The following is a 16,997-nucleotide window of genomic DNA, read 5'->3' as shown; positions in this document are numbered from 1 at the left end:
GTATGTTTTATCTGATGCCAATCATTTTTATGCCCGGCTCTTTGTAAAAGTAATTTTGAACTGTGTTCCCCGTTGAGAGTCAATTTCAAGCTTTCCCCTTAGCTGCTTGACTAAACCCTGGACAAGTGTTATACCCAGCGTTTTAGCTTTTTTATTATCAAAATTTTCAGGTAAACCAATCCCATTATCTCGAATAATGAGTGTCAAAGTAGACTCGGATTCTTGATAAAACTTAACCTTAATTTCGCCTCTACGATTACCAACAAAGGCGTATTTCAAAGCATTAGAAACCAGTTCATTAATAATTAAGCCACATGGAATGGCGGTTTCGATGTCGAGGCTAGCATTATCAACTTGAATTTTCAGTTGAATCTGGCTAGAGCTGACATTATAGGAATCAAATAAATGAGTTGTCAAATCTGGAATGTATTGAGCAAAATCAATATCAGCGAGGTCTTCAGAGCCGTACAGTTTTTCATGAACTAGGGCAATGGAAGCAATGCGGTTTTGGCTATCACGGAGAATAGCTGTCACCAGAGGATCTTGTGTACGTCTGCACTGCATTTGCAGCAAACTGCTGACAATTCCTAAATTGTTCTTCACACGATGATGAATTTCTTTGAGTAATACTTCCTTTTCTTTGAGAGAGGCTTTGATTTTTTCCTTTGCTAGTTTTTGCTCGGTGATATCTTGTTGGACAGCTACAAGGACGCTTCCATACTCAGGATGCCCAAAAACGGAAGTGGTCGCACTACACCAGAATGGAGTGCCATCTTTTTTAACATTATGGACTTCATAGCTTGCCTCACCGTGTTGAATTACAGCAGTCCTAATCGCCTGATTAACTTCTTTAGGTGTAGTATGTTCATCCCCGTAGTTGACAATCGACACATGCCGACCGATTAATTCATTAGATTCATAGCCAAACATCTGCTCAAATTTAGGATTGGCGTAGACAAACACGCCATCTGTAGCACGAACTAGGCAAATTCCCTCCGCCATATTGCGGGTAATAACTGCTTGCAACTCTAGCATCTGTTCAGCACGTTTGCGATCGCTGATTTCAACTACAACAATGCCTATGCTATTGGGTTGATTGGCTTCCGACTGAATCGGAAAATAGGAAGCTAGCCAAGTCCGAATCACACCGGGGAGTTTTGGAGTTTCTCCAGTGATCTCCAAATCCAGAATCGGTTCACCCGTTGTCAAAACATATCGCAATACTTGCTCCAGGTTTGGTGTTAAATCTGGGACAATCTCCCACAGTGTTTTGCCAATATGTGCCGCTGCCGGAATGCCATTAATTTCTGCTAATGCTTCATTAATAAATGAGAAACGCAGTTCTCGATCAAGAATGGTTATACCAACGGGTGCACTATTGATAAAGGCATCCAATAACTTTTGCTTGTGAGCCAGTTCTCGCTCCAGAATCTTCCGTTCTGTGATGTCGATTGCCACCCTACCCACTAGCTTTTGTGCAGACAATCCGAGAATCGGGAACTTGTATACCAAAAATTCACCAAGGGTGCCGTCTGGTCGGGGAGCAACTTCGATCGCTTCAATTACCTGATTTGTCTGTATGACTGTCTGAATATGATCGAAATGCTGCCGAGCAATTTCATCTGAATAGAGGTCAAAAATCGATTTCCCGATCACCTGTTCGGGTAATAATTTAAATGTCCGCAGGTATGTTTGATTTAAGTAAAGTACACGCCCCTCAATATTGGTAATCCAAGCTAGCACTGGGCTGTTGTTCATAAATGCCTGGAACCGGGCTTCACTTTCTCGCAGAGCTGCTTCGGCTTGTTTCTGACCGCTGATATCGATGATAACACCCAGCATCCTTACAGGTTCGCCTGCTTCGTTGTAAACGCCGCGTCCTTTGCCAGTGAGCCAGTGAACACTGCCATCGGGGTAAATTACTCGATATTCAGCTTCATAGTTAGTATGTTGTACCAGCGCGTAGAGTAAAGCCTGCTCAACTCGGTCAACATCCTCTGGATGAATAGAATTACGCCATAGCTGATACTTCGCAGTTAATATTTCTGGCTCCAACCCTAGCAAGTGAAAATGGTTGTCGTTCCAGAGGACTTCTCCTGTTTGAACATTCCAATCCCAAGTACCAATGTGGTTAAATTCCAAGGTTAGTCTCAGTTGTTCTTCACTTCTAGCTAAGGCTGCTTCGGTTTCTTTGCGTAAGCGAAGCTCATCGTAGACATCGCTGATATCCCGATGAGTACCAGTCATCCGCAAAGGTTTACCCTGTTCATCTCGCATGACAACTTTGCCGTAGTTGGCAATCCATTTGTATTCGCCAGACTGGGTTCGGAGTCGATAGTCAAATTTGTAAGGTACTGAACTATCCTTTAGGTGAACTGTCAAGATTTTCTCAACCCAAGGCAGATCGTCTGGATGAACTAATCGCTTCCAAGTACTCAAATCCTGGGGAAGCTCATCAAAGCTGTATCCAAGCATTTCTAAATAGCGGGGGCTGTAATACACCTCTCCAGTGAGAATATTCCAGTCCCATAAACCATCCCCAGAAGCTTCTAGGGCTAATTGTAATCTCTCTTCACTTTCTCGGAGAGCTATTTCTGCCAGTTTGTGATCTTCTTCGACACGTTTACGCGCAGTGATATCCGTGACTCGTATTAGGTGCATCACATTGCCAGCAACCGTGACTTGTTTGGCTGCTATGTTTCCCCAAAAGGAATTGCCCTGCTTGGTGACATATTCAATTTCTCGACTCCAAAACCCTTGCTGGTTAATTTCTTCGGTTATGGAGGTTAACTCATCAGGGGTGAACTGTTGCTTTTGCAGCGTTTGACCTTCAATATTAATGAGTTCAGCTTTGCTAGAGGCTGCAAATAGCTTCACTGCTCGATCATTACAGTCAGTGGTCAATAATGTTTCTACATCTACTAAAAATAGGGCATCGGCGGATTCATTATAGATAGCTTCTAGCAAGTCACGACTGCGGATGATTTCTAACTCGGTTTGTTTACGTTGTGTAATATCTAGGACAGATCCTAACAACTTAACTGGCTGCCCTTGAGCGTTATAAGCTATCTCTGCTTTAGCCTCAAGGTAGCGCACCGAACCATCGGGTCGGACAATTCGATACTCAATATTAAAAGGGGTTTCTTGGGCAATCGCTCGTTCAAAATTGGTCTGGAACAGTGCTCGATCCTCTGGGTGAACCAGCTGGAGGAATTCTGCCTGGGTGGGTTCGCTTTGAGTTGGATTTAGACCAAATATGCGAAAAGTTTCCATTGACCAGCAGCGCTTTTTCGTTTCTAAGTTCCATTCCCAACTGCCGACATGGGCGATCTGTTGAGTAGTGGCTAGCTGCGCTTCACTTTGTTGGAGTTTTTCCTCAGCTTGTTTACGTTCGCTAATGTCTGCAAGTGAACCGACCAATCGAACTGGATTTCCTTGTTCATTCCAGATAGCTTTTGCCCGCGATTGAAACCATCGGTAGCTGCCATTCTTGCACCGGAGACGATATTCGACGTTATAATCTGCAACTTGCTGGAGCAAATAAGCCTCTTGTGCAGCCATTACTCTTGTGTAGTCATCAGGATGAATGCGAATACTCCACTCATCATCGCGATCGCTAATTTCGTTGGGTTTATATCCCAACATTGTGAACCAACGGGCAGACCGGAAGGTTTGATTAGTAGATATGTCCCAATCCCAAATTGCCTCATTAGTACCTGCGATCGCTAACTGCCAACGTTCTTCAGTTTGCCGCAAGGTTTCTTCTGCTTTTTGGCGTAAGCGCAGCTCGTCGTAGACATTGCGTAGTGCAACTTGCTGTTCGGTGATATCTCTTCCTTCTGGAATCAACAAAATGACTTTACCTGTATCGTCTAGAAGCGGACGCAGTGAGAAATCGATTGTTGCTACTCGGTTATTTGCACCTAAAACATCAACTTCATAGCGGATAAACTCTCCTTGAGCAGCACGGGTGATCGCTTGTCTTAATTTTTCTTGAGTTTGAGGTGAAATCATCCACCAGTGTGCTTCCCAAAAAGGGCGATTGATCACATCTCCAAGCTTAAGTCCGCCAAAACTTAGCGCAGTCTGGTTTGCTTCTAGTAAAGTACCATCCGGTGTCAGTAAACCTGTGAATTGGAAAGTATTATTGAAGATAGCGCGGAATCGGCGATCGCTTTGAGGTAATTTGGCAGTGCTTTCTTGCTGCTGTTCTAGCTGCCGCGTTAGCTGTATCCGCTCGATCGCCCCATGAACCGCTTGGCGGAAACTCTCAGGGGTCAGTTTTCCTTTGACTAGATAATCCTGTACTCCATTCTTGATGACTTGGACTGCGATCTTCTCATCCTCCTGTCCAATCAGCAGGATCACTGAAATCTGACTACTCCGGGTTTGCCTGTGTAGCTTATTGAGAAATTCCAGCCCGTCTGTATCTGGCAATTGGTAGTCCAATAGAATTACATCCGGTGTTTTCCATTGGCAGCCTTGTAGTGCCTTCTCCCCAGACTCAAATTCGTAAATATTGTAGGTGTAGCGATCGTCCTGTTCTAGGAAGCGTCTATATAAAACTCTGTCTTCAGCAGAGTCTTCCACAAAAAATACAGGTGTTGCATGAACTGTCATGTATATCGACCTCCTAAGAAAGCTGGGGAGCAAGCAGCCAAAGAAAACTTTTATTGACCTATGCCCCATGCCACAATCACTGAATCAGGAAATCCGGACTTTTTCTTGATCACAGACTACTATTTTTAGTTGCATAAACGCATAATAGAAGTGTGACTGATCTGTTCGCCCCTTTACAATCTCTCAAACAAGGTCACTGGTTCAAGCTTATCTGCGGAGCCAGCTTCCAACATTTGCCGGTAGTCAGAAGTTTAACGTTAGCCTATACTTTGGCGGGCGCTGACTGCATAGATGTTGCAGCTGATCCAGCAGTGATTGCAGCAGCGCAAGCAGGGCTACAAGTAGCCAAATCTCTGGCTAGGGATGCCCAAAAGCGAGGCTTTGACTACAAAGGCAACTCACCCTTCTTGATGGTCAGCCTGAACGATGGAGAAGACCCCCATTTTCGGAAAGCAGAATTTCATCCTACTGAGTGTCCTACAGACTGCCCTAGACCCTGTGAACGGATTTGTCCGGCACAAGCAATTGTGTTTAACAGTATAAAAGAAGACTTCTCGGGAGTAGTATCCGAAAAGTGCTATGGCTGCGGTCGTTGCATCCCAATTTGTCCATACGATATAATTTATACATCATCGTATGTGTCAACGCCGGGAGCGATCGCGCCATTGGTAATGTCAACGGGAGTAGATGCCGTAGAAATCCATACACAAGTAGGGCGGTTGGCAGAATTTGAGCGATTGTGGCAAGCAATTTCACCGTGGGCAGATCAACTAAAGTTACTAGCCATCAGCTGTCCCGATGGCGAGGGGATGACTGACTACCTAAGAGCAATATATGACCTGATTGCCCCACTCAAGAGTGCTTTAATTTGGCAAACCGACGGCCGCCCCATGAGCGGTGATATTGGCGATGGTACTACAATAGCCGCGGTGAAATTAGGGCAAAAAGTTTTGGCAGCTAAATTACCGGGATATGTGCAGTTAGCAGGCGGCACTAATAGCTATACCGTTGCTAAGTTAAAGGCAATGGGACTGCTTAAAGAGGCGGAGCGGCAGGGGGCGGGGGACAGAGGAGAAAAGTCTTCCCCCCTACTCCCTGCTCCCTGCTCCCCTGCCTCCATCGCCGGGATCGCCTACGGTAGCTACGCCCGTGTACTGCTGTCACCAATTCTCGAACAGTTAGAGAATAAGGAGGTAAGTAACATTAATATGAAGGCGAATCTTAGTCTAGAAGAAGATGATACATTACTTTGGCAAGCTGTAGAACTTGCCCATTCTCTCGTTTCCCAGATCAAATCACAGCAGGAGCGCTAATCGCTCGTTCTTTGGAAATTATCCAGGGCGGTTTCTCCTGCACGCAAATGTCCTCGCTATCTCTAAAAACGTCACCATAGAAAGCATGACGATTACAGACGATCTCCAAAAGTTATTAGACATTTTGCCCCAAGACCTGCGACAAGTACTAGAGAGTCATCCCAAACGAGATAGTTTAGTAGAAGTGGTCTTGGATTTGGGTCGTCGCCCAGAGGCTCGCTTTCCTAATCAAGCTGAGTATCTGAGCGAAGTACCCGTTACTCAAGAACAGATAGATGATTGCATTCAACGAGTCGGAATCTTTGGCGGAGATAATCGGGCAGGAATTGAGCAAACTTTGCATCGGATCAGCGCCATCCGCAACCGCACGGGTAAGATTATTGGCTTGACCTGCCGGGTTGGTCGAGCGGTATTCGGAACCATTGGCATGATCCGCGATTTGGTAGAAACTGGTAAATCGATTCTCATGCTGGGGCGTCCAGGCGTGGGCAAAACTACTGCCTTACGGGAAATTGCCCGTGTTTTGGCGGATGATTTGCATAAGCGAGTAGTGATTATTGACACCTCCAACGAAATCGCTGGGGATGGTGATGTTGCCCATCCCGCCATTGGTCGTGCTCGGCGGATGCAAGTGGCTCATCCAGATCAACAACATCAGGTAATGATTGAGGCAGTGGAGAACCACATGCCAGAAGTCATTGTCATTGATGAAATTGGCACGGAACTGGAAGCTTTAGCGGCCCGTACCATTGCAGAACGGGGCGTACAGTTGGTAGGTACTGCTCACGGAAATCAGATCGAAAACCTGATTAAAAACCCCACCCTGGCTGATTTAGTTGGGGGTATCCAAGCTGTGACACTGGGAGACGATGAAGCCAGACGCCGAGGTTCTCAAAAGACTGTTTTAGAGCGGAAAGCCCCTCCTACCTTCGAAATTGCTGTGGAAATGTTGGAACGCCAACGTTGGACAATACACGAAAGTGTTGCTGACACAGTAGATAATCTGCTGCGGGGTCGTCAGCCTACCCCACAAACGAGAACCGTTGATGACCACGGCAAAGTCGCTGTTACAAGGCAGTTAGCTGTTGTCAACGGTCGCGGTGGGCAGCTAGGGACAGTGGAGGATTCTTTTCCACCGGCGCGACCGTCTAATGGCTGGCGTTCATCTGGACAAATGGTAGCACTGCCGCAATTGCCTGTAGAGCGGGTTACTGGACGCAGTGAATTTGATCGTTTGCTCGATGAATCCTTCAATTATTCTGAGAGCATTGATTTGGATGCTGCTACCAGACAGCCAGGGCCCAATGGTGAGGATTTGCCACTGCACGTTTACCCCTATGGGGTTAGCCGCCACCAATTGGAACAGGTAATTAGCGTGCTAACTTTACCCGTGGTATTGACAAAAGATATAGATAGTGCTGATGCAATTTTAGCACTGCGATCGCACGTCAAAAACCACGCCAAATTACGCCAAATGGCCAAAGCCCGTCATGTACCCATCCACATGATTAAGTCCAGCACCATTCCCCAAATTACCCGTGGTTTGCGGCGGTTGCTGAACATGGACGACCCAGAAATGGCCGATGACCGAGAACTGCAACTGTTTTTGCACAACGGTAGCGATGATGAGATGGATGCCTTGGAAGAAGCCAGACTTGCTGTTGAGCAAATTGTGATTCCTAAAGGACAGCCAGTCGAGTTATTGCCGCGTTCTCCCCAAGTCCGCAAAATGCAACATGAGTTGGTAGAACATTATCGCCTCAAGTCGCATAGTTTTGGTGAAGAACCAAATCGAAGATTACGGATTTATCCGGCGTAATCTCACCCTCGCCCCCTCTCCGAAACGGAGAGGGGATGTCACTCGGAGACCTTAATGTCCTATAGAGCAATACGGTTGAGTTAAGCGCTACTGGTATAAAATTTTGGGTTTTCGAGACGCGATAAATCGCCGTCTCTACAAGTGTTTTTGTCTTATCTGAACTGTATTGAGTTATAACCAATGCTATCCGATCCTTGCCCTTGGAAGGCGGCTACAGTCTGAGGTAGATTCCTACATCATCTAGATATTTCAGCCATGCCAAAAAACCCGGTCACGAAGACCAGGTTTTTGTGGGGCCATATTCCCCCAAGGCTATTTATAGAAGTTATTTATTATTCACTGTTCTGGTAATAACTACCAAACTTAAGTTAGCAATTTCGGAAAATTGTCGCCCAATTATCAAAATTTTGTTTCAGTGCGATATCTGTGGCGGGATACGCCTACGCTAATGTCTGCTCTTAGCTTGATAACAGTGCGATCGCTGGCCGCACTTAGTGATCATTTAAATTGAGATCACAACTTCTGCCTGGGAATTTTGCTATTATTTGCTACTTTAAAACATATGCAAATAATTGAAATTTCTCCATTCCAAGCATTTCGCCGGAGTGTGGCGACGGTGATGCAAGTAGTTCCAAAGGAGCTACGCTATGTGGCAATTTTGACATTACTGGGTGGTGCAGGCCCAGCGATCGCTATTTGGCTCAACAAGGTGATAATTGATGAAATTACTCGCTTATTGAGCACGGGGACAACGCAGAATGCGATCGCCCTGATACTTTCTCAACCTCTGCTACTCTCCAGTATTGCAGGTTCACTGCTGGTAAATTTGGTGAGTGATGCGATCGCTAACATCAATAGCTTTGTATATACTTCCCTGCGCGATCGCATTACAGGCTTTATCCAAGGACAAGTGATTGAGAAGGTTGCCACTTTTGAAGATATTGCTCTGTTTGAAACACCCGATTTGCTAAATTTGGTGCAGCTTACCGAAAAGGGAGTACAACGACTTCCGGAGCTTTGTCTTAGGCTGGTGACAATGTTAGAGGGAATTTTTATCTTTATTCCAGCTATACTGCTTTCGGTGTCTCTTGCTTGGTGGGTACCACTAATTTTATTTATCTGCGTTACCCCTGCTATGTATGTCGAAAGGAAATACCGTAAGCAAGTTTGGAGAGTAGAAAAAACCCAAGCGAGTGTTCTTCGGGAAATGAACTTATATAAAACGGTTTTAACTGGAGAGACATACGCCAAAGAAATACGCTTGTTTAGCCTACAACCCTTACTATTAGAACGTTGGCACAGACTTTACCGTACCATTTTTAAAGCAATGGAACAGATTCGCCGTCGCGGGACAACGGCGGTTATTGGTTGGTCTTTGCTCAGTGGCTTAGGCTTTGCGTTACCTTATGTGTACGTAGTTCAGGGAGTGCTAGGTGGAACCCATAGTTTAGGGGATTTGGCACTTTACACTGGGGTAATTTTAGAAGTGCGTCGAAGTTTAGATAATTTGATGTCTGGCGGGTCAGAGTTATATAATATTGCACTGGCAACAACGCCCATTTTCCAACTTTTGGAATTAGAGCCGCAATTATTCCGTTCTCATTCAGAGTTGCAATCAAAGTCAGTCACAAAGGCATGGGGAGAAGTCAGGGAATCGGCTGCTAACAATCAGAACTTTCAAAGAAATGGGAATCATCATCGGCAAGCTTTATCAGGACTGAATGCAACTGAGGATGAAGCAGCGCAGACAGGTATTTACATCGAAAATCTATCCTTTACCTATCCCAACAGCGATCGCCCAATCTTAAAAAATATCAACCTGACGATTCACCCCAACGAGATGATTGTACTGGTGGGTGAGAATGGTGCTGGTAAGACCACATTAGCAAAGCTATTATGTCGTCTTTATGATCCTAGCCAAGGTGCGATTATTTGGAATGGGCAAGATTTGCTATCGCTCCCGTTAGAAGAATTGCGATCGCGGATTGATGTAGTCATGCAAGATTACGCTCGCTTCCCGACTACCGTGCGCGAGAATGTTGCCTTTGGGAATTTACCTAAAATGCAGGATGATGACGCTATTACGGAAGCGATCGCAGAAGCTGGTTTAGCTAGAGTAATTGAGAAGCTAGATCACGGTTTAGACACCCTCTTAGGCAAACAGCTAGAAGGCGGCATTGATTTATCAGGGGGACAATGGCAAAGATTAGCGATCGCTCGTGCTTTGTTGCGACTGTCTCCAGCCGAACTACTCATACTTGACGAGCCAACAGCGAACCTTGATCCGAAAACAGAACATGAGATTTACAACATTTTGCGTACCCTGGCGAAGCGGAGAATAGCCGTTGTAGTCAGCCATCGCCTCGCTCTGGCAAAACTAGCAGATCGAGTAGTAGTACTAGAACACGGTGAAATTATCGAGGTAGGTACTCATGACGAACTCATGGCACTAGGCGGACAGTATCACTTGATGTTTACTCGTCAAGCCAGTAGTTACAACTGAGTGAGGATTCAGAAGGCAGGAGGCAGAAGGGAACCCACGTTTAAAAACGTGGGATTGAAGTAAGGAAGCCTTGTGTCTCGTGCTATGCATCCCGACACAAATCTTTTTATACTAGTGGGCAATAACCCACAACTAAAGTTTTTATTAGTACTTCTTTCCTTCTGCCTTTCTTTGTAAAGAAGGGAATAGGGTACAGGGTACAGATTATTCCCTACTACCTATCACCTGTCACCTCTCCCCTAATCCCAATGCCCAATTTTTATTCTGGTAATTTATATTGCCCAACAATACGCTTGGCAAACTCTGGAACATGCTCTTCTAATTTCTCTGGATGATTTCGCTTCACATACAAATAATTCCGAGTAAAGTGAGAATCAATGGAAAACCGCGCATATTCCAAACCCTTGGGGCCGATTTTTTCGATGACTACACCCATGAGTTTCGCTGCCCACATCGGGAGGGTAACGCCTTTATCGTAAGCGGGAATACTTTGCTGTACAGCTTCCTTACGGTTGCCTTTAGATGTCACTGGTTGAGTATCTAACTGGTCTTTCACCAAATCCAGCATTTCTTTACCTGTTTCATTTCTAACTACAATCCATTGCCAGCCGAAGGGTGCGCCCATGTAGCCAACGACTAAATCGGCTAGGGAGTTGACGTAATCAAAGCAACTCATACAAGACGGTGCAAAGACATCTTTGAGTTGGTTGGTCTTTAAGCCAAAGAAAGGTACTGTTTCTGTTGAGCCATCCTCATGTTTGAAGTGAACCCGGAAGTCTTGCATGAATTCGTAATGCACAACTGTATCAGGCGATCGGCTGGTGGTTTCTAAGAATTTTTGCAGTCCGGCGCGGTTAACATTATCTACGCAGGGTGTACCCAAAACATACAACTTTTCTAAACCAAGTTGTTTTTCTACGGCTCGTAATGCCTGAATTTGACAACCAACACCAATTACCAATAGCCGCTTCATCCCTGATTTCTCTATCTGTTCCAACACAGAAAGATTTGGGGAAAGTGTTGGTTTATTTACCCGCGCTGCTAGTATTTCTTCTGGAGTACGAGCGATGATGGGCATGGGTTGAAAGCGGTCTTCTTTGGTATTTTGCACGCAGACAACACCTTCAACCATGCCGCGATTGAGCATTTCAATGGCAATACTGCTAACAATACCTGTCCATTGTGCGCCTTCGATGGGTTGTTGTTTCCGCGCCGCCATCATATCTTGGTGAACACCAAAGTAGAGTTCATCGGGGTTATCGAGATGGCGCGATCGCGTGTGCGTTTCTTCTTCAAGTTCGCCTATTTGCTGATTAATAAAAGCGCAGGCTTCCTTGACATAGTGAATATAGTATGTATCACATAGTCCACACTCGCTACAGAGTTCTTTAGCAGGGCGGCGGCTGGTAGATTTTAAGGCTCTGGCTTTTTTGTGAGGAGAAACTGAGGTCATATAAATTTTTTGTTTTATCCAGGAATCACTTTTATTACAATACCTTCACTGGCTATGAATTCACGATAGAGATTTAACAAGAAGAGGATGGACGCAAAAAGCTGAAGTGACTGCTTTTCCTGGTGTACTGGCTTACGGGCAGACACGAGAAGGACTACCATTAATTGACACTCGCCGCGATAAATCGACTCAGTTATTCGCTTATATCCCCTCACCTTTAGGCGAGGGGCTTTACGCTTCACGACTCGTAAGACCTCATCAATCTAGGCGTAGCGACTGTCTTGAAAGTCGCTACAAATATTTTATTTTTTCAGAGTAAGAAAAGTGATAGGGCGCTATATTTATTTTTGGTACTTTCTTACAGCAGTTTATTTAGCAGTTGGATAATTGCAACTGGAAAAATATTGATAATTGCAATTATCATCTCTAACCTTTAACTTAATTTTATCTATCTTTTATCAGAGGATTCTGTTTGCAAAACCATCACAATAGATAGATATTCTTTATTCTGAGGACAAAATATTCAACATTTATACACATTTTATAATTTCCATAATTTCCATAATTATCTTAAGTAATTATGTAATGGGATTTTATTCAAATTTCAGCATCATACTCCCAAAATCCCCAATATTAGCGTTTGAATCGACGAAAAGAAGATATATGCAAAGCCTCATGTAACGTGGCTCTCATTCTTACACACTAACAAGTCATAGTTTAGCATTTAGTTATATTTTCTGGTCTTGAATTGATATCTGGACATAAGGATATAGGCAACACCAGCGCAATATTGAATTAGTTATTTTTTACAATCTACCTAAAGTTAGATTAATTATATTGGCAAGCAACTCATTCACTTTCGTAGCTATAAAACTACAGTTGCCAACAATTATCTAACCAGTTCTGTTAAATAAAATCTAATCGTATTGAACAAGTGAGGAGGTGCAATTGCCATGTCTTTATCAAATACTGTTGAACAGCAGCAACCAGAAATTCAGACTTCTCCTAATTTCGAGTTTTGGAGGCAAGTAGGCTTAATCACTGGTGGTACTCTCTTCTCAATCATTATGCTGGCAAGTTCTCTTGTGGCCGGAGGGCTGGTTGGTTTAGCCATTAGTTTCCGTAACTTGCCAGAAGTCAGACAAATACGAAACTTATCACCAGCAGAAACAACTTACATTTATGACATCAAAGGCAAATTATTGGTGGGTATACACGGGGAAGCCAACAGAAAAGTCGTACCGCTAGATAAAATTTCCCCAAATTTAAAACGAGCAGTATTAGCCAGTGAAGATAGCTATTTCTATAACCACCACGGTGTTGACCCTGGCGGTATCGGACGTGCTGCGTTAGTCAACTGGATAGCAGGCGGTGTGAAGGAGGGAGGTTCTACAATCACCATGCAACTGGTGAAAAATTTGTTTCTATCTCACAAGCGTGCTTTTACACGCAAAGTAGCAGAAGCGATACTAGCAATTCGTGTAGAGCAAGTTCTCAGTAAAGAGCGGATTTTAGAAATGTACCTCAATGAAGTTTACTGGGGTCATAATAATTATGGTGTAGAAACGGCAGCAGGCACTTACTTTGACAAATCAGCAGAAAATTTGACTTTGGGCGAGTCTGCAATGATGGCGGGTTTAATTCAAGCTCCAGAACAATTTAGCCCTTTTGTGAATTTAAATTTGGCCAAGCAAAAGCAAAAAGTAGTGCTGGAAAGAATGCTGAAATTGAAATGGATTAACCAGCAAGAGTATGATAACGCCATTAACCAAGAAATTAAACTTGGCAAAATTAGGTCATTTCAACCTAGTAAGCATCCTTATGTTACTAATACTGTGGCACAGGAACTAATTCAAAAGTTTGGGCGTGATGCAGTACTCAAAGGCGGAATGCAGGTGCAAACCACCGTAGATGCAAACTTTCAATTGATGGCGGAAGAAACTATTAAAAAGTGGCATAAAACCCTTGAAAGTCAAGGGTTAAATAAAAATCAAATAGCTTTAGTGGCAATTGATCCACGCACACACTTTATAAAAGCATTAGTGGGCGGTGTAGACTCAAAAGCTAGCGAATTTAACCGGGTAACTCAAGCTTTCCGTCAGCCTGGTTCTTCTTTTAAGCCGTTTGTTTACTATACAGCCTTTGCTAGTGGTAAGTTTACACCAGATACAACGGTGCTAGATACCCCAGTCAGCTACCCTGATAATGATACACAGTACTCTCCCCGGAACTACGATAATAGCTTTAAGGGTGCAATACCGATTCGTACTGCCTTAGCACTATCCCGTAATGTTCCTGCTGTCAAGATTGGCAAAGCTGTGGGCATTAATAAAGTCATCGCAACTTGCCGCACCTTGGGAATTATGAGTCCGATGGAACCTGTGACATCTTTACCACTAGGTGCAATTGGTGTGACACCGCTAGAAATGGCTAGTGCTTATGCTACTTTTGCTAATTATGGCTGGCAATCGCCCCCAACGCTCATTGCTCGTGTCACTGACAGTAGTGGCAATGTATTACTTGATAATACCCCGAAACCTCGTCTAGTTCTTGACCCTTGGGCGTCAGCCACAATTTTAGATGTGATGCAAACAGCAGTTAAACAAGGAACTGGTAGAGGTGCAATTATAGATCGTCCAGTTGCTGGCAAAACCGGGACAACTTCTTCAGAAAAGGATATTTGGTTTATTGGTTCAGTACCACAGTTAACAACTGCCATCTGGGTAGGGAGAGATAACAATACACAATTGGTGCGCGGTGCGACAGGTGGAGGTATGGTCACTCCCATCTGGCGCGATTTTATGCTGAAGGCTCTTAAAGGTGTACCAATAGAGAACTTTAAAACGCCTTCTAATTTTTCTCGACCTAAGCCAATTAAAAATACTAAAAATTAAGTATTGGATGAAGATTTTCACAGAATGCGATCGCATAGACAGTGAAACAGAACCTTCAGGGACTTTGCCATTTCTACTAGTGAATTCTGGATTGGTAAATTCATGCAGCGTAATAGGTGGTCGTAGTAGAGAACTTAGACGAGTCCAAAGATAGCCATCGAGCAAGCAATTTATTGCAGGGAGAGAAAGCAACGCTCTCACCGAGATTTTAGCGATTGGGGGTGTAACCCCATCGTGAATTGACTCCATAAACGCCCCCTGTCATCTCTCAGTAGGGTAAAATATATAACTCTTCAGAAGTATTGACATCTGAAATTTTTCAAGCATTCATCTTGCATATTTTGACAAAACGTTATAAATTATTAGGTTATAGGGGAATAATCTGACTTCATAGTGTCAAAAAGTAATCCTGCTCAAGTAAATATACTGCAACCAGTTTTAACTTAACGCAAACACTAAACAGCACTGAAGATATGTTTTTATTTGGTAAAGCAAAGATTCTGTACATGAAACGGAACAACAAATAATCTAAAAATATATCTTGTGTGACTGTTTTGAAAATCATGTTACTGCTTGCGGTGAAAAACAACAACTATAATTCACCAAAAGAGTAATCGATTATAAGCAAATTAACTATAAATAAAGCTGCATAAATGTCAGCAGATTTATTCATTGTTGGTTGGTTAATTTTTCTCCAAATTATATTTGCTATTCAAAGAATCGTTTTTGTTATGCTGAGAATGGCAAAAATAAGAAATGAAGACGCATCTACCACAACTTTACAATCCAAATGGAGCTATTCTGGCGATGCACTTAAACGAATTGGAAACTACTGAAAATTTAAAAGAAGTGGAAGAAGCGTGGCAAACACTAGAGAAATCAATTCTCTATTATCAAGGACGCCCCGTTGGTACGGTAGCCGCTTATGATGCATCTGTAGAGGCGCTCAATTATGACCAGTGCTTTGTTCGGGATTTTGTCTCCTCAGCTCTAATTTTTCTGATCAAAGGTAGAACAGATATTGTTCGTAATTTCTTAGAAGAAACCTTAAAGTTACAGCCGAAAGAAAGGGCATTAGATGCCTATAAGCCGGGACGAGGATTAATCCCAGCTAGCTTTAAAGTTGTATCAGAAAATGGGCAAGAATATTTAGAAGCAGACTTTGGTGAACATGCGATCGCTAGAGTTACACCTGTAGATTCTTGTCTATGGTGGATTATTTTGTTGCGTGCTTATGTGGTCGCCACAGAAGATTTTTCTCTAGCCTATCAACCAGAATTCCAAAATGGTATTAAGTTAATCATGGAAATCTGCTTGGCGAATCGTTTTGATATGTACCCAACGCTGTTGGTTCCAGATGGTGCTTGTATGATTGACCGTCGTATGGGCATTTATGGGCATCCTTTAGAACTACAAGTTCTTTTTTACACGGCATTGCGTGCATCTCGTGAACTGCTAGTTTGCCAAGGTAATTCCGATATTGTTGCAGCCATTGATAACCGTTTGCCTCTTTTATGTGCTCATATTCGCCAGCATTATTGGATAGATATTAATCGCCTGAATGCAATTTATCGCTTCAAAAGTGAAGAATATGGCAAGGGTGCTGTTAATTTGTTCAACATATATGTAGATTCTGTTCCCTATTATGAATTAGATAAGTGGCTGCCAAGAAAAGGTGGTTATCTAGCAGGTAATGTCGGTCCGTCGCAGCTAGATACTCGCTTCTTTTCACTCGGAAACTTAATGGCAATCATTTCAGACTTAGCCACCGAAGAACAGTCACAAGCGATTATGACTCTCATTGAGGAACGATGGGATGACTTGGTGGGAGATATGCCGATGAAAATTTGTTTCCCAGCTTTGGAACATGAAGAATACAGAATTGTAACTGGATGTGATCCCAAAAATATACCCTGGTCGTATCATAATGCTGGTAGTTGGCCTGTTTTAATGTGGATGTTAGCAGCGGCTGCGGTGAAAACTAACAAAACAAGTCTTGCACAAAAGGCTATTGAAACTGCCCAAGGACGACTCAGTACAGATGAATGGCCAGAATATTACGACGGTAAGAAAGGGCGATTGATTGGCAAACAAGCTCGGAAATATCAAACTTGGACAATTACTGGGTTCTTATTGGCAAAAGAATTGATGGCGAACCCCACTTATTTACCATTAATCAGCTTTGGGAAATTACCAGCAGAACAGGTTTCTAGAGCATGTGAGTTTGAAATCGCCAGTGTAGACCCGTATATGCAATAATTAGTAATTTCTCATGACGCTCCTGCGTCACTAACGTAATTCGTAATTAAAAGACAGTTTCAGGCAGGAATTTAGACCCTAATTGAAACAAAACCACCTATAAACAAGGGGAAATTAAATCCGACAATTACGAATT

The 16,997-nt window shown here is 43.5% G+C and carries 8 protein-coding genes; 6 read left to right on the top strand and 2 right to left on the bottom strand.

The genetic code is table 11. The features are described 5' to 3' along the window. Nucleotides 1–27 precede the first annotated feature (27 nt). Nucleotides 28–4,620, bottom strand: a complete 4,593-nt coding sequence (locus H6G92_RS06150; protein WP_190891844.1) for a PAS domain S-box protein — start codon at nt 4,618–4,620, stop codon at nt 28–30. A 152-nt stretch (nt 4,621–4,772) separates the two neighbouring features. Here H6G92_RS06150 and ldpA point away from each other — a divergent pair, with 152 nt between their 5' ends. From ldpA to H6G92_RS06135, 3 genes are all read left to right on the top strand, one after another. Further along, nucleotides 4,773–5,933, top strand: a complete 1,161-nt coding sequence (ldpA, locus tag H6G92_RS06145) for a circadian clock protein LdpA (RefSeq protein WP_190891841.1) — start codon at nt 4,773–4,775, stop codon at nt 5,931–5,933. Nucleotides 5,934–6,018: 85 nt separating this feature from the next. Then, a complete protein-coding gene (locus tag H6G92_RS06140; RefSeq protein WP_190891839.1) occupies nt 6,019–7,752 on the top strand; it encodes a R3H domain-containing nucleic acid-binding protein in 1,734 nt (577 codons plus the stop codon). 562 nt (nt 7,753–8,314) lie between these two features. Then, entirely contained in the window at nt 8,315–10,255 is a 1,941-nt protein-coding gene (locus H6G92_RS06135; protein WP_190891836.1) for an ABC transporter ATP-binding protein, read from the top strand. Between the two features lie 259 nt (nt 10,256–10,514). On the opposite strand, the gene H6G92_RS06130 is transcribed toward H6G92_RS06135, so the two are convergent. Beyond that, a complete protein-coding gene (locus H6G92_RS06130) occupies nt 10,515–11,708 on the bottom strand; it encodes a Coenzyme F420 hydrogenase/dehydrogenase, beta subunit C-terminal domain (protein ID WP_190891834.1) in 1,194 nt (397 codons plus the stop codon). Between the two features lie 106 nt (nt 11,709–11,814). Between H6G92_RS06130 and H6G92_RS06125 the strand changes: the two genes are divergently transcribed. The 3 genes from H6G92_RS06125 (at nt 11,815) to H6G92_RS06110 (ending at nt 16,861) form a co-directional block, all read left to right on the top strand. Continuing rightward, nucleotides 11,815–12,027, top strand: coding sequence for a hypothetical protein (locus H6G92_RS06125; RefSeq protein ID WP_190891824.1), 213 nt, complete (start codon nt 11,815–11,817; stop codon nt 12,025–12,027). Nucleotides 12,028–12,661: 634 nt separating this feature from the next. Next, entirely contained in the window at nt 12,662–14,602 is a 1,941-nt protein-coding gene (locus tag H6G92_RS06120; RefSeq protein WP_190891821.1) for a transglycosylase domain-containing protein, read from the top strand. Between the two features lie 807 nt (nt 14,603–15,409). Beyond that, nucleotides 15,410–16,861 (top strand): glycoside hydrolase 100 family protein, encoded by a 1,452-nt coding sequence (locus H6G92_RS06110; protein WP_190891998.1) that lies wholly within the window; start codon nt 15,410–15,412, stop codon nt 16,859–16,861. The last annotated feature ends 136 nt before the right edge of the window (nt 16,862–16,997 follow it).

The sequence above is a fragment of the Nostoc foliaceum FACHB-393 genome, assembly GCF_014698505.1.
In the GTDB taxonomy this organism is placed as follows: domain Bacteria; phylum Cyanobacteriota; class Cyanobacteriia; order Cyanobacteriales; family Nostocaceae; genus Nostoc; species Nostoc foliaceum_A.
This window is presented reverse-complemented; position numbering and strand designations above follow the sequence as displayed.

Coding starts and splice junctions, on each gene's coding strand:
- H6G92_RS06150 (WP_190891844.1), bottom strand. CDS start 4,620: ATGACAGTTCATGCAACACCTGTATTTTTTGTGGAAGACTCTGCTGAA.
- H6G92_RS06140 (WP_190891839.1), top strand. CDS start 6,019: ATGACGATTACAGACGATCTCCAAAAGTTATTAGACATTTTGCCCCAA.
- H6G92_RS06135 (WP_190891836.1), top strand. CDS start 8,315: ATGCAAATAATTGAAATTTCTCCATTCCAAGCATTTCGCCGGAGTGTG.
- H6G92_RS06130 (WP_190891834.1), bottom strand. CDS start 11,708: ATGACCTCAGTTTCTCCTCACAAAAAAGCCAGAGCCTTAAAATCTACC.
- H6G92_RS06120 (WP_190891821.1), top strand. CDS start 12,662: ATGTCTTTATCAAATACTGTTGAACAGCAGCAACCAGAAATTCAGACT.
- H6G92_RS06110 (WP_190891998.1), top strand. CDS start 15,410: ATGCACTTAAACGAATTGGAAACTACTGAAAATTTAAAAGAAGTGGAA.